General features: G+C 62.1%; 8 protein-coding genes and 4 pseudogenes. 11 read left to right on the top strand and 1 reads right to left on the bottom strand.

Going from position 1 to position 13,312, the window contains the following annotated elements; genetic code table 11:
• The first annotated feature begins 89 nt into the window (after positions 1 to 89).
• From N7E02_RS12940 to N7E02_RS12910, 7 genes and pseudogenes are all read left to right on the top strand, one after another.
• The gene (locus N7E02_RS12940; protein ID WP_286583802.1) at positions 90 to 2,306 is read left to right on the top strand and encodes a primosomal protein N'; all 2,217 of its coding nucleotides are present in this window, start codon (positions 90 to 92) and stop codon (positions 2,304 to 2,306) included.
• Positions 2,307 to 2,398: 92 nt separating this feature from the next.
• Entirely contained in the window at positions 2,399 to 2,782 is a 384-nt protein-coding gene (locus tag N7E02_RS12935) for an AGROH133_08824 family phage infection protein (protein WP_286582353.1), read from the top strand.
• 260 nt (positions 2,783 to 3,042) lie between these two features.
• Positions 3,043 to 3,608 (top strand): annotated as a pseudogene (locus N7E02_RS12930) (F0F1 ATP synthase subunit delta).
• Positions 3,608 to 5,137 carry a F0F1 ATP synthase subunit alpha gene (gene atpA, locus N7E02_RS12925; protein ID WP_286582352.1) on the top strand — a complete coding sequence of 510 codons (1,530 nt, stop codon included), beginning with the start codon at positions 3,608 to 3,610 and terminating at the stop codon, positions 5,135 to 5,137. Before N7E02_RS12930 ends, atpA begins: the two are co-directional and overlap by 1 nt.
• Before the next feature lie 32 nt (positions 5,138 to 5,169).
• Positions 5,170 to 6,056: pseudogene (locus tag N7E02_RS12920) on the top strand (F0F1 ATP synthase subunit gamma).
• A gap of 23 nt (positions 6,057 to 6,079) precedes the next feature.
• Positions 6,080 to 7,510 carry a F0F1 ATP synthase subunit beta gene (atpD, locus tag N7E02_RS12915; protein ID WP_286582351.1) on the top strand — a complete coding sequence of 477 codons (1,431 nt, stop codon included), beginning with the start codon at positions 6,080 to 6,082 and terminating at the stop codon, positions 7,508 to 7,510.
• Positions 7,511 to 7,641: 131 nt separating this feature from the next.
• A pseudogene (locus N7E02_RS12910) lies at positions 7,642 to 8,008 on the top strand (F0F1 ATP synthase subunit epsilon).
• A gap of 206 nt (positions 8,009 to 8,214) precedes the next feature.
• On the opposite strand, the gene N7E02_RS12905 reads toward N7E02_RS12910, so the two are convergent.
• Positions 8,215 to 9,111 (bottom strand): LysR substrate-binding domain-containing protein, encoded by an 897-nt coding sequence (locus N7E02_RS12905; protein WP_286582349.1) that lies wholly within the window; start codon positions 9,109 to 9,111, stop codon positions 8,215 to 8,217.
• 110 nt (positions 9,112 to 9,221) lie between these two features.
• Between N7E02_RS12905 and N7E02_RS12900 the strand changes: the two genes are divergently transcribed.
• The 4 genes and pseudogenes from N7E02_RS12900 (at position 9,222) to N7E02_RS12885 (ending at position 13,234) form a co-directional block, all read left to right on the top strand.
• Positions 9,222 to 10,367: an iron-containing alcohol dehydrogenase gene (locus tag N7E02_RS12900; protein ID WP_286582347.1), complete on the top strand. Its 1,146-nt coding sequence runs from the start codon at positions 9,222 to 9,224 to the stop codon at positions 10,365 to 10,367.
• 13 nt (positions 10,368 to 10,380) lie between these two features.
• Positions 10,381 to 11,879 (top strand): annotated as a pseudogene (locus N7E02_RS12895) (aldehyde dehydrogenase).
• Between the two features lie 229 nt (positions 11,880 to 12,108).
• The gene (locus tag N7E02_RS12890; protein WP_286582346.1) at positions 12,109 to 12,873 is read left to right on the top strand and encodes a mandelate racemase/muconate lactonizing enzyme family protein; all 765 of its coding nucleotides are present in this window, start codon (positions 12,109 to 12,111) and stop codon (positions 12,871 to 12,873) included.
• On the top strand, positions 12,770 to 13,234 hold the full coding sequence (locus tag N7E02_RS12885) for an enolase C-terminal domain-like protein (RefSeq protein ID WP_286582345.1): 465 nt from the start codon (positions 12,770 to 12,772) through the stop codon (positions 13,232 to 13,234). Before N7E02_RS12890 ends, N7E02_RS12885 begins: the two co-directional genes overlap by 104 nt.
• The last annotated feature ends 78 nt before the right edge of the window (positions 13,235 to 13,312 follow it).

Here is a 13,312-nt window from a genome sequence, read left to right as displayed (position 1 = left end):
GAGTGCTTGGGAGGAGGGGTTCACTTTTGTTCTCTTCCGATGCATGGTCGCGCCGCATGGCCAAAGATTCTCCTGACGTGACTGGCGACATGATGGGTTCGCTGTTCGGCGACGCGCTTGCGCCGTCGCGGGCACCCGTGCGCGTCGTGCCGGTTCTGGTGCCCGTGCCGGTGCCGGTTGCCTATAGCTACGCCGTGCCGGAAGGCGTGCATGTCGAGCCCGGTTCGGTCGTGCAGGTGCCGGTCGGGCCGCGGCAGCTGATCGGCGTCGTCTGGGAAGGCGAGAACGACGAGCGGCTCGATCCGAAGAAGCTGCGCCCCATCACGCTGGTCTTCGACTGCCCGCCTCTGTCCAAGGACATGCGCGATTTCGTCGACTGGGTATCGGCCTATACGCTCTCGCCGCCGGGCCTCGTCGCCCGCATGGCGATCAGGGCACCCGCGGCGCTCGATCCCGAACCGATGGTCGAGGGATTGCGCTATCTCGGCGGCGAGCCGGATCGGCTGACACCGGCGAGAACCCGCGTGCTCGACATGGCGCGCGAGCAGGATGCGCCGTGGACGCGCAGCGGGCTTGCCCATGCGGCGGGCGTTTCGCTCAGCGTCATCGACGGACTGATCAAGCAGGGCATGTTCGACACGATCTTCCTGCCCCCGCCACCGGTCGTGGCGAAGCCGGATCCCGACTATACCGCGCCGCGCATCGAAGGACCGCAGAAGGATGCGGCGCAGGAGATCGTTGCCTCCATTCGCCAAGGTGGGTTCGCCGCATCGCTGATCGACGGCGTCACCGGCTCGGGCAAGACGGAAGTCTATTTCGAGGCGATCGCCGAGACGCTGAGGCGCGGCAAGCAGGTGATGATCCTGCTGCCTGAAATCGCGCTGACGCCGGCCTTCCTCGAGCGTTTCGAGCAGCGTTTCGGCGCCAAGCCCGCCGAATGGCATTCCGATCTTTCGCCGCGTATGCGCGAAAAGGTGTGGCGCGGCGTGGTGACCGGCGAGGTGAGGGTGGTGGCCGGTGCGCGTTCTGCGCTGTTCCTGCCCTTCGAGGAGCTTGGTCTCATCATCGTCGATGAAGAGCACGATCCCGCCTACAAGCAGGAGGATCGCGTCTTCTATAATGCGCGCGACATGGCGGTGGTCAGGGCGCGGATCGGAGATTTCCCGGTCGTGCTGGTTTCGGCGACGCCATCGGTCGAAAGCCAGGTCAACGGACTGTCGGGCCGCTACAATCTCGTGCAGTTGCCCACACGATTTGGCGATGCAGCGCTTCCGGACCTGCATCTCGTCGACATGCGGCGCCATCCGCCTGAGCGTGGTGGTTTCTTGTCGCCGGTTCTGGTCAGGGCGATTGCGCGGACGATAGAGAAGAAGGAGCAGGCGCTGCTGTTCCTCAACCGTCGAGGCTATGCGCCACTGACGCTCTGCCGCGTCTGCGGCCACCGGTTTCAGTGCCCGCAATGTTCGAGCTGGCTGGTCGAGCACCGGTTCAAGAGCCAGATCCAATGCCATCAATGCGGCTATCATCAGCATACGCCGGAAGCCTGCCCGGAATGCGGAACGCTCGATCATCTCGTCGCCTGCGGTCCCGGCGTCGAGCGCATCGCCGAAGAGGTGGAAAAGCATTTTCCTGATGCGCGCACGATCGTTATGTCCTCCGACATTCTCGGCGGCGTGAAGCGGATGCGGCTGGAGCTCGAAGCCATTGCCAAGGGTGATGTCGATATCGTCATCGGCACCCAGCTTGTTGCCAAGGGCCATAACTTCCCGCTGATGACGCTGGTCGGCATCGTCGATGCTGATCTGGGCCTGTCCAACGGTGACCCGCGCGCGGCGGAGCGTACGTTTCAGCTCTTGAGCCAGGTGACCGGTCGCGCCGGGCGAACCGGCTTGAAGAGCCACGGCCTGATCCAGACGTTTCAGCCGCAGCATCCGGTCATGCAGGCGATCGTCTCGGGCGATTCCACCGCCTTCTACGAGCGCGAGATTTCCGAGCGGGAAAAGGCGCTGCTGCCGCCCTTCGGCCGGCTCGCCTCGCTGATCGTGTCGGCGGATACGCGGGCGGATGCGGAAAACCATGCCCGCGGTCTTCGCGCGGCAGCGCCGCATGTTTCCGGCATTGCGATCCTCGGGCCGGCGGAAGCGCCGATCGCGCTGGTGCGCGGGCGCTACCGTTTCCGCCTTCTCGTGCACGGACGGCGCAATTCCGACATGCAGGCCTTCCTCAGGTCCATGATCGGCAATGGCCCGAAAGCTCGCGGGACGATCCAGGTCCAGCTCGATGTCGATCCCCAAAGCTTCCTTTAGCGGATCGCATAAGCACTCATCTTTGCTACTTGTTTACCCTGTTGGCTAGAATCGGGACGATTCGCAGAAGTTGGATCGAAGAGGGACGACGCATGGAATTCTACTTTCCGACAGAAATGAACGAGCAGGTGGCCTTCATCGCCTGCGCCATCACGGCCGTGCTCGGCCTGCTGGTGCTTCTCTGCCCGGGTCCGGTCCTGCGGCTTTCCGCGTTTCAGATCGGCGAAGTCCGGCCGGAAGGCTATGGTTCGGTGCGGGCGGCGGGCGCGCGCTATATCGGTCTCGGTGTCCTGCCCATCCTGCTGGCCCAGGATTGGTTCTACATGGCGACCGGCGTGGTGCTGGCGCTGGGTGCGGCGGGACGGCTCGTCTCCTTCTTCGCCGACCGTGGCTTCACCTCACGAAATATGCTGTTTTTCCTACTTGAAGTTGTGCTTGCTGCTGGCCCGCTCGCCTATGTGTTCGGGTATATCTGACGGGCCTTATTGACGCAGTCGTGCATCGACGGCCTGGATTCCTTCAGTCGCGCCTGAAAAAACTGCGCATCCCCTTGAAGGACGGGCGTTTTCGATGTCGAGGCGTGTTGCGAGTCCCTACATCCTATGCTAGACGGACCCCGAACGTCGGAAAGGGTGGGCTGGAGGCTTCGCAGGTTCCGAGGAAATTCAATTATTTTCAAGACCTTGCTTGAACATGAGTTTCAGGTTGGGCGCTTGAATGGCAATTCAGGGAAACTGTGCCCGTGGCTGACACGTCCCCGCTTATTTCCGGTGTTGCGGAGCGCTATGCTTCGTCGCTGTTTGAATTGGCTTTGGAATCTGGTTCCATCGACAGTGTCGGCGCCGATCTCGATCGCTTCCAGGCGCTTCTGGACGAGAGTGAAGATCTGCGGCGTCTGGTTGCAAGCCCGGTCTTCTCTGCCGAAGACCAGCAGAAGGCTGCGAGCGCCGTTGCCGAAAAGGCCGGTATCTCCGGTACTGTTCTGAACTTCATCAAGGTCGTGGCCGGCAATCGCCGCCTGTTTGCCTTCCCGGGCATGATCCGCGCCTATCGCGAAATCGCCGCAGAACACCGCGGTGAAGTTGCCGCCGAGGTCACCTCGGCCCATGCGTTGACTGCAACGCAGGAAAAAGAACTCAAGTCGGCGCTGAAGGGCGTTACCGGCAAGGACGTGACCATTGCGGTCACGGTCGATCCGTCGATCCTCGGCGGCCTGATCGTCAAGGTCGGCTCGCGTCAGATCGATACCTCCTTCGCACCAAACTTTCCACCCTTAAGCTTGCATTGAAAGAGGTCGGCTGATGGATATCCGTGCAGCGGAAATTTCCGCAATTCTCAAGGACCAGATCAAGAATTTCGGCCAGGAAGCTGAAGTTTCTGAAGTCGGCCAGGTTCTTTCCGTCGGCGACGGCATCGCTCGCGTTTACGGTCTCGACAACGTCCAGGCGGGCGAAATGGTCGAGTTCCCGGGCGGCATCCGCGGTATGGCGCTCAACCTCGAATCCGACAATGTCGGCGTGGTTATCTTCGGCTCCGACCGTGACATCAAGGAAGGCGACACCGTCAAGCGGACCGGCGCCATCGTCGACGTTCCGGTTGGTCCGGAGCTGCTCGGCCGCGTCGTTGACGCGCTCGGCAACCCGATCGACGGCAAGGGCCCGATCAACTCGACCCGCCGTTCGCGCGTCGACGTAAAGGCTCCGGGCATCATTCCGCGCAAGTCGGTTCATGAGCCGATGTCGACCGGCCTCAAGGCCATCGACGCCCTCATCCCGGTTGGCCGCGGCCAGCGCGAGCTCGTCATCGGCGACCGCCAGACCGGCAAGACCGCCATCATTCTCGACGCGTTCCTGAACCAGAAGTCGATCCACGACAACGGTCCGGAAGGCGACAAGCTTTTCTGCGTATACGTTGCTATCGGCCAGAAGCGCTCGACCGTTGCCCAGTTCGTCAAGGTTCTGGAAGAGCGCGGCGCACTGCAGTATTCGATCGTCGTTGCCGCAACGGCTTCCGACCCGGCTCCGATGCAGTATCTCGCACCGTTCGCCGGTTGCGCCATGGGCGAATACTTCCGCGACAACGGTCAGCACGCGCTGATCGCATATGACGACCTTTCCAAGCAGGCCGTCGCCTACCGTCAGATGTCCCTGCTGCTGCGTCGTCCTCCGGGCCGCGAAGCTTACCCGGGCGACGTTTTCTATCTCCACTCGCGTCTCCTCGAGCGCGCTGCAAAGCTCTCCGACGAGCGCGGCGCCGGTTCGCTGACGGCTCTGCCGGTCATCGAAACCCAGGGTAACGACGTTTCGGCCTTCATTCCGACCAACGTGATCTCGATCACCGACGGCCAGATCTTCCTCGAAACCGACCTGTTCTACCAGGGCATCCGTCCGGCCGTTAACGTCGGTCTGTCGGTTTCCCGCGTCGGTTCCGCCGCGCAGATCAAGGCGATGAAGCAGGTCGCCGGCTCGATCAAGGGCGAGCTTGCCCAGTATCGTGAAATGGCTGCGTTCGCGCAGTTCGGTTCCGACCTCGACGCCTCCACGCAGCGCCTGCTCAACCGCGGTGCGCGCCTGACCGAACTCCTGAAGCAGCCGCAGTTCTCGCCGCTGAAGACGGAAGAGCAGGTTGCGGTGATCTTCGCCGGCGTCAACGGCTACCTCGACAAGATCGCGGTTTCCGAAGTCGGCAAGTTCGAACAGGGCCTGCTTTCCTACCTCCGTTCGGAAGGCAAGGCAGTTCTGGAGACGATCCGCGCTGAAAAGCAGATCTCGGACGACACGAAGGCAAAGCTGAAGTCGGCTCTCGACGCCTTCGCAAAGTCTTTCGCTTAAAAGTACGGATCTAGCTCAAGGACCGATAACGGATGCCTTCACTTAAGGATCTGAAAAACCGGATCGCCTCCGTCAAGGCGACGCAGAAGATCACCAAGGCGATGAAAATGGTCGCCGCGGCGAAGCTGCGTCGCGCGCAGGAAGCGGCCGAGGCCGCCCGTCCTTACGCAGAGCGGATGGACAAGGTATTGGGCAGCCTCGCAGCTGCCAATGCCGGCAATGCGGATGCGCCAATCCTGCTTTCGGGCACCGGCAAGGACCAGGTTCACCTCCTGGTCGTCGCCACCGGCGAGCGCGGTCTGGCGGGGGCTTCAACTCCTCGATCATCCGTCTGGCCCGCGATCACGCCCAGAAGCTTCTTGCCCAGGGCAAGACGGTCAAGATCCTGACCGTCGGCCGCAAGGGCAACGACGTTCTGCGCCGCTCGTTCAAGGACAATATCGTCCACTACATCACCTTCCGCGAAGTGAAGCAGCTTGGTTTCGTCCAGGCGGACGAAGTCGCGCACAAGGTGCTTGAGATGTTCAACGCCGGCGAATTCGACGTCGCCACGCTGTTCTTCTCGCGCTTCCAGTCGGTGATCTCGCAGGTCCCGACCGCACAGCAGATCATTCCTGCAAAGTTCGAAACGAAGGACGCAAACGAACCGGCAACCGGTTCGGCAGCGCTCTACGAATACGAGCCGAGCGAAGAGGAAATCCTCGAGGACCTGCTGCCGAAGAACATCGCAGTGCAGATCTTCCGGGCGCTGCTCGAAAACAACGCTTCCTTCTACGGCGCGCAGATGTCCGCAATGGACAACGCAACGCGCAATGCCGGCGACATGATCAACAAACTGACGCTTTCCTACAACCGCCAGCGTCAGGCGCAGATCACGAAGGAACTCATCGAAATCATTTCGGGCGCGGAAGCGCTCTGAGGTAAAGAAAGAGGGTAAGAATCATGGCTACCGCAACGGGCTCGTCCCTCGGCAAAGTGACCCAGGTTATCGGCGCTGTCGTCGACGTCGCGTTTGACGGCAAACTGCCGGCTATCCTTAACGCGCTTGAAACCGAGAACAACGGCAACCGCCTCGTTCTCGAAGTCGCACAGCACCTCGGTGAAAACCAGGTCCGCACAATCGCCATGGACTCGACCGAAGGTCTCGTCCGTGGCCAGAGCGTTACCGATACGGGCGCTCCGATCTCGGTTCCGGTCGGCGAGCAGACGCTCGGCCGCATCATGAACGTCATCGGCGAGCCGGTCGACGAAGCTGGTCCGCTTGACCGCACCAACCTGCGCGCCATCCACCAGGACGCTCCGGCCTATGTCGAGCAGTCAACGGAAGGCCAGATCCTCGTCACCGGCATCAAGGTCGTCGACCTGCTCGCACCTTACGCGAAGGGCGGCAAGATCGGCCTGTTCGGCGGCGCCGGCGTTGGCAAGACCGTTCTCATCATGGAACTGATCAACAACGTTGCTAAGGCACACGGCGGTTACTCCGTATTCGCCGGCGTTGGTGAGCGTACCCGTGAAGGCAACGACCTTTACCACGAAATGATCGAATCGAACGTCAACAAGCATGGCGGCGGCGAGGGCTCCAAGGCTGCGCTCGTTTACGGCCAGATGAACGAACCGCCGGGCGCCCGCGCTCGCGTCGCTCTGACGGGTCTGACCATCGCTGAAGACTTCCGCGACAAGGGCCAGGACGTTCTGTTCTTCGTCGACAACATCTTCCGCTTCACCCAGGCAGGTTCGGAAGTGTCGGCTCTGCTCGGCCGTATTCCTTCCGCCGTTGGTTATCAGCCGACGCTCGCTACCGACATGGGCCAGATGCAGGAACGCATCACCACCACGACCAAGGGCTCGATCACCTCGGTTCAGGCCATCTACGTTCCCGCCGACGACTTGACCGACCCGGCACCGGCAACCTCGTTCGCCCACTTGGACGCAACGACGGTTCTGTCGCGCTCGATCGCTGAAAAGGGTATCTACCCGGCCGTCGACCCGCTCGACTCCACCTCGCGCATGCTCGACCCGATGGTCGTCGGCGAAGAGCATTACGAAGTTGCCCGTAAGGTCCAGACGACGCTTCAGCGCTACAAGTCGCTGCAGGACATCATCGCCATCCTCGGCATGGACGAACTGTCCGAAGAGGACAAGATGACGGTTACCCGCGCCCGCAAGATCGAGCGCTTCCTGTCGCAGCCGTTCTTCGTTGCCGAAGTCTTCACCGGTTCGCCGGGCAAGCTGGTTGCTCTCGAAGACACGATCAAGGGCTTCAAGGGCCTGGTCAACGGCGAGTACGACCACCTGCCGGAAGCTGCCTTCTACATGGTCGGCTCGATCGAAGAAGCGATCGAAAAGGCCAAGAAGCTGGCCGAAGCCGCTTAATTACAAGCTTGAGACGGCGCGTCGGGAGAACCGGCGCGCCTGTCACTCCGTAAGAATTCGAATTTTCACGCAGTCCCGCATGCCGAGCCGATCAGGCGCCTTGCAGGATCTGCCATAGGAAGTGGACCATCATGGCCGACGCTTTCAACTTTGAACTGGTTTCGCCCGAGCGCCTGCTCGTTTCGGAGAAGGTCTCCGAAGTGGTGATCCCGGCGACGCTTGGCGAAATGACGGTGCTGGTCAACCACGCGCCGACAATGACGACGATCAAGCCCGGCGTGGTCACCGTGAAGCTCGATCGACATCCTGCCGGACAGCTGTACGCTGCTCGCAGAATCCGCCGTCCCGGCCGCCGAGCTGACCCACGACACGCTGCAGAAACGTATCGAGGCGACCCAGGCCGATATCGGCAAGGCAAACAGCGACGAGCACAAGACCAAGCTCGAGCAGTTCCTCGCCGAACTGACGCATCTCAACGGCGTCGTCGTCGCAGCGTAATTCGCTCGAGATAACAGTTTTTATGAAGGCGGTCCTTGCGGGCCGCCTTTTGCGTTATGGGGTCGCCTTCCAGGCGCGTCGTCATCCTCGGGCTCCCAAGGATCCAACCACGTCGAGAACAATGGGACGGTAGTAGATGCTCGGGACAAGCCCGAGCATGACGGCAGGGGAGGGGCGCTCTCGCTACGAGCTCCGGCTGCCGGGTGTCAAATCCCCGACAGCAGGTGCTGATGCAGCCGTGCCGCTCCGGGCGTCAGCGAACGATAGCGCGGCATGCCGAGATGGTAGCCGTAACCGGTCTCCAGCCGCCGAGAGCCCAGCTCGACGAGCGCGCCCGTAGCCAGTTCATCCGCGATGAGGCCGATACTGCCGAGCGTGACGCCTTCGCCGCGCAGCGCCGCGTCCACCGCCAGCGAGTAGGTTGAGAAGGAGAGGCGGGGCGTGATGCGTGCTTTGGGTGGATCGGGCAGCCGCGCGAACCATTGGCGAAACGAGATCCAGTGGGCGTTGAAACGTTCGTAGTCGATGAGGTCGAGACGGGCTATTTCGTGCGGGGCGATGGCGGCGGGATCGATCCTGAGTCTTTCAATGAAATCCGGCGAGGCCACCGGCACAAGCTCTTCCTTCATCAGCAGCGTCAGGTTCCAGCGCGGATGTTCGCCGGTGGAATAGAGGATCACGAGGTCGTTGGCTTCGGACGCAAGTTCCGAAGGGGCGTCGGTGGTCAGCAGCCGGACAGAGACCGATGGGCTTTCATTGTCGAAATCCTTGAGCCGCTTGGCGAGCCAGAGATGCGAGACGGAGCCACTGGCGGCGATCGAGATCGTTTCGCGTCCACCACCACGGAAGGGTTCAAGGCTCTCCTCCAGATAGTCCAGCGTTGCGCGCACACGCTGGGCCAGTCGGTCGCCCTCCGGCGTGAGCGCCAGATTGCGGCCGCGGCGGGTGAAGAGTTTTGCGCCGAGCTGTTCCTCTAGGCCCTGAATGCGCCGGCTGACTGCCGCCTGGGTGATATGCAGCTCGCGGCCTGCGCGGGAAAAATTCATGTAGCGGCAGGCGGCATCGAAGACGCGGAATGCTTCCAAGGGTATGCGATCCAGCATCAGCCTCTCCATGATCTCAGATCATCAAATAACCTGATATTTCGATGGATTTGAAGAGCTGACATTGTGATGCAGAGTGCGCGCATCATTCATCGCGTCGGCGGGCATTCATGCAGTTCTCCACTTCCTTCATTCCGGACATACGCTTCGGTTCCGGCCTGTTCCACGAGCTTCCTACTGCGGTTAAAGGCTTCGAGGGCGCACGGGCGGCCCTGATCGTCATGGATGGCTTCCTTGCCGCGACAGGGTTGGCGAAGAGCCTTGCCGGTGAACTGGCGGCAGCCGGTATCGAGCCACGTCTCTATTCCGACTTCTCCGGCGAACCGAAGCTGACGCATCTGCAGGCAGCGAGTGAACTGGCAAAGGGCGCTGACGTCGTGGTCGGCATCGGCGGCGGGTCGGCGCTCGATATCGCCAAGGTCGCGGCCTGCTGTGCCGCCTCCGGTGAGGATCCGATGTTCTACGCGCTGGCGGCTAATCCCTTGCCGAAGAAACCGTTGAAGAAGATCATGGTGCCGACGACGGCCGGGACGGGTTCGGAGACATCGGCCACCAATATCTTTGCTGGGCCGGAAGGCAAGAAGCTCTGGATCTGGGGTGCGGAGACCAAGGCCGATCTGGTGTTGCTCGATCCCGAGCTGACGATTTCCCTGCCACCGCATCTGACCGCATGGTGCGGCATGGACGCCTTCATCCACGCTTTCGAGGCCTGCACCAACCGGAATGCCCATGTGGGTGCGAAACTCTACGCCCATGAGGCGATGCGGCTGGTGGCGGGCTCGCTCGAAGCCGCCGTCAAGGCGCCCGGCAATCTGGAAGCGCGCGGTAAAGTGCTGCTCGGCTCCTGCTATGCCGGTATCGCCATCGACAATTGCGGCACGGCGGTCGCCCACAATATCAGCCATGCGCTAGCGGGAATGGCGCCGGTGCATCACGGGCTTGCCACGGCACTCGGCTTCGAGGAGACGCTGCCCTGGCTTGTCGATGCCGACACGGCCGATCTCAACGAGGCTGCCCGGGCACTCGGCCTCGCCGATGCGGCGGCTCTGCCGGGCCTCGTGACCGAGTTGATGGATCGCTGCGAGGTGGTTCGCGCTCTGCCCAAGGCCTTCAATGGCCTGACTGCCGAAGATCTCGCCAGCGAGATGCGCGAGCCGGAAAACCAGCCGATGCGTCGCTCGACCGTTCGCGACATTTCCGACGCCGATATCGATGCCTTCGCCGCCAGGATCATAGCGCTGCCGAAAACGCTTTGAGGAGAATACTCCGATGACCAGGACATATACCCGCAACTATTGGGAAACCGCGCTTTCGACGCTGACGCTCGAAGGCCGCCATTTTATTGACGGCGCCTATCGTGATGCAGTGTCCGGCGAGACCTTCACCCGCACACGGCCGATGGACGGGAAACCTGGAGCGAAACTGGCGCGCGGCGGGCAGGCTGATATCGATGCGGCCGTCGCCTCGGCACGGGCAGCTTTCGAGAGCGGCGTGTGGCGGAAGAAGGACCCGCTCGAAAAGAAGAAGATCATGCTGAAATGGGCGGAGCTGATCCGCGCTCATGGCGAGGAGCTCGCCATGCTGGAGACGCTCGATGTCGGCAAGCCGGTGCTAGCTTCGCTGAACGTCGATGTCCGGCTCTGCGCCGACGGCATCCAGTTCTATGGCGAGATGATCGACAAGCTCTATGACGAGATCGCGCCAACCGGACCGAATGCCCGCGCGCTGGTCCGCAAGGTGCCCATCGGCGTCATCGGGGCAATTACGCCCTGGAACTATCCGATGATCATCGATGCCTGGAAGCTCGGGCCGTCGATCGCCGCCGGCAATTCGGTAGTGCTGAAGCCGGCCGAACAGTCGTCGCTCTCGGCGATCCGGCTGGCGGCCTTAGCGGTCGAGGCGGGACTACCAGCAGGCGTCTTCAACGTCGTCACCGGTTACGGCGAGGAGGCGGGAAAGCCGCTGGCGCTGCATATGGATGTCGACATGATCGCCTTCACCGGCTCGACCGAGGTCGGCAAGCTGATCATGGGTTATGCGGCGCAATCCAACGTGAAGCGCGTGGCGCTGGAACTCGGCGGCAAGTCGCCGCTCGTCGTCTTCGAGGATGCCGATCTCGATGCGGCGGCCTCTGCCGCCGCTTGGGGCTGCTTCTACAATTCCGGTGAAACATGCCATGCCTCGACGCGGTTGTTGGTCGAACGTTCGGTGCAGGAAAGGCTGATCGGGAAGATCGAAGCGGTGACGAGAAACGATATAACGCTTGCCCATCCCTTCGAGCCTTCAGCACAGATCGGCGCGCTGATCGAACAGGCGCATATGGACAAGGTGCTCGGGTTGATCGAGGCCGGCGAGAGAGAAGGGCACGGCGGGCATTCGGTGCCGAACAGGTGCTGTCGGAGACGGGCGGTTATTACGTTTCGCCCGGCGTCTTTGTCGACATGACCAATGACATGAGCCTCGCCCGCCAGGAAATCTTTGGGCCGGTTCTGGCGGCCATTCCCTTCGATACGGAGGAGGAGGCGCTGCGGCTGGCCAATGACACGATCTATGGCCTGGCCGGCGCTGTGTTCACAAAAGACATGGATCGCGCGCACCGGTTCTCGGAAAACCTGCATGCCGGCACGGTGTGGATCAATACCTATGACATGTCGAATTTTGCCACACCGTTCGGCGGCTTCAAGCAGTCCGGTTTCGGGCGGGATCGTTCGGTGCATGCGATCGACAAATATTGCGATTACAAGACGATCTGGCAGCAATTCGGGTGATGCCTGTTGGTCGGGTTTGCCCCTCACCCAGAGCGCAGCAAGCTGCGCTCCCCTCTCCCCGTAAACGGGGCGAGGGGACGTGCCTCACCCGAGGCTGCAGAGGGGCGGAGACGGTGCGTCATTTCTCATTCGCCCCGCTTGCGGGGAGAAGGTGCCGGCAGGCGGATGAGGGGCATTCGCCGGCGACAGGACAAGACGCAGGCCGAAGATAAACGAGGGAACAGACAGCATGAGCCGCATCGCATCCATCGAAATCACCCACCATCGTCTCCCGCTCGATCCGCCGTTCAAGGCGAGCTGGGATGGGCGGCCGCGCAGGCATTTCGATGCGACGATCGTGCGCGTGAAGGATGACGAGGGCCGAGAAGGCATCGGCTCGGGCGACCTGATGAAGGGGTTTGATGGCCACGAGGACTTGTTCATCGGCGAGGATCCTCGGCATCTGGAACGGCATTACGAGGTGCTCTCGCATATCAATTTCCACTATGGCCGCTGCTGGCCGATGGACCTCGCTCTGTGGGATCTGGCGGGAAAGATCACCGGAGAACCGGTCTGGCGCATGCTCGGCGGTCGGTCCGACAGGGTACGACTCTATGCCTCCTCCGGCGTGCTGCGCGAGCCGTCCGCCATGGCCGATCAGGCGGAGCGTTATGTCGAGGAGGGCTTTCCGGCGATGAAGGTGCGCTTCTCATCCTCTGCCGGAGGCCGGTCGGGATGGCGAGACGACGTGAAGGCGCTGGAGGCGATCCGTGCTCGGGTAGGCGATCGTCTTGAACTGATGGTCGACTGTAACCAAGGCTGGCGGATGCCCTGGGATACGACCTTGCCCTGGACGTTCAAGGATGCGCTGGCGGTGGCGAAGGAACTGGAAGAAGCTCGGTATCTACTGGATGGAAGAACCGCTGTTCCGCTCCGACCGCAAGGGCATGAAGGCGCTGAAGGAGGCAACGTCGGTGAGGATCGCCGGTGGCGAGATGACCCGCGAGCTCTATGAATTCCGCGACATCATCGAGGAGCGCGCCTTTGACGTGATCCAGCCGGATGTGGCGCTGGTCGGCGGCTTAACCGGGTGCCGCAGGCTCGTCTATCAGGCGCGCGAGGCGGGCGTGACGTTTACCCCGCACAGCTGGACCAACGGTATCGGCGTGCTGGCCAATGCGCATCTGACGGCCGGTGTCGGTGATGCGCCCTTCCTCGAATATCCTTATGACAATCCCGAATGGAGCGAGGCGCGGCGGGACTATCCGATGGCTTCACCGCTCAAGCACAGCAATGGCTGGCTGGAGCTCGGCGAGGCGCCGGGTCTCGGAATCGTGCTCGACGAAGAACGGCTGAAGGCGACGCGGATCGGCTGATCGACCGTCGGAGCGCGATACCTCTAACTTGGCTGTTGGCATGCCGGGCCGGAAGCGTCTAGACATGTCGGGCGCGAA

The sequence above is a fragment of the Terrirhizobium terrae genome (assembly GCF_030323265.1).
In the GTDB taxonomy this organism is placed as follows: domain Bacteria; phylum Pseudomonadota; class Alphaproteobacteria; order Rhizobiales; family Rhizobiaceae; genus Neorhizobium.
Note: the sequence above shows the minus strand (reverse complement) of the source record. Positions and strands in the feature narration are given on the sequence as shown.

Bases quoted from the DNA above. Each gene is read 5' to 3' on its own strand.
- N7E02_RS12905 (WP_286582349.1), bottom strand. From the start codon at position 9,111: ATGCTGGATCGCATACCCTTGGAAGCATTCCGCGTCTTCGATGCCGCC.
- atpA (WP_286582352.1), top strand. From the start codon at position 3,608: ATGGATATCCGTGCAGCGGAAATTTCCGCAATTCTCAAGGACCAGATC.
- N7E02_RS12900 (WP_286582347.1), top strand. From the start codon at position 9,222: ATGCAGTTCTCCACTTCCTTCATTCCGGACATACGCTTCGGTTCCGGC.
- N7E02_RS12935 (WP_286582353.1), top strand. From the start codon at position 2,399: ATGGAATTCTACTTTCCGACAGAAATGAACGAGCAGGTGGCCTTCATC.
- atpD (WP_286582351.1), top strand. From the start codon at position 6,080: ATGGCTACCGCAACGGGCTCGTCCCTCGGCAAAGTGACCCAGGTTATC.
- N7E02_RS12885 (WP_286582345.1), top strand. From the start codon at position 12,770: ATGGAAGAACCGCTGTTCCGCTCCGACCGCAAGGGCATGAAGGCGCTG.
- N7E02_RS12890 (WP_286582346.1), top strand. From the start codon at position 12,109: ATGAGCCGCATCGCATCCATCGAAATCACCCACCATCGTCTCCCGCTC.
- N7E02_RS12940 (WP_286583802.1), top strand. From the start codon at position 90: ATGATGGGTTCGCTGTTCGGCGACGCGCTTGCGCCGTCGCGGGCACCC.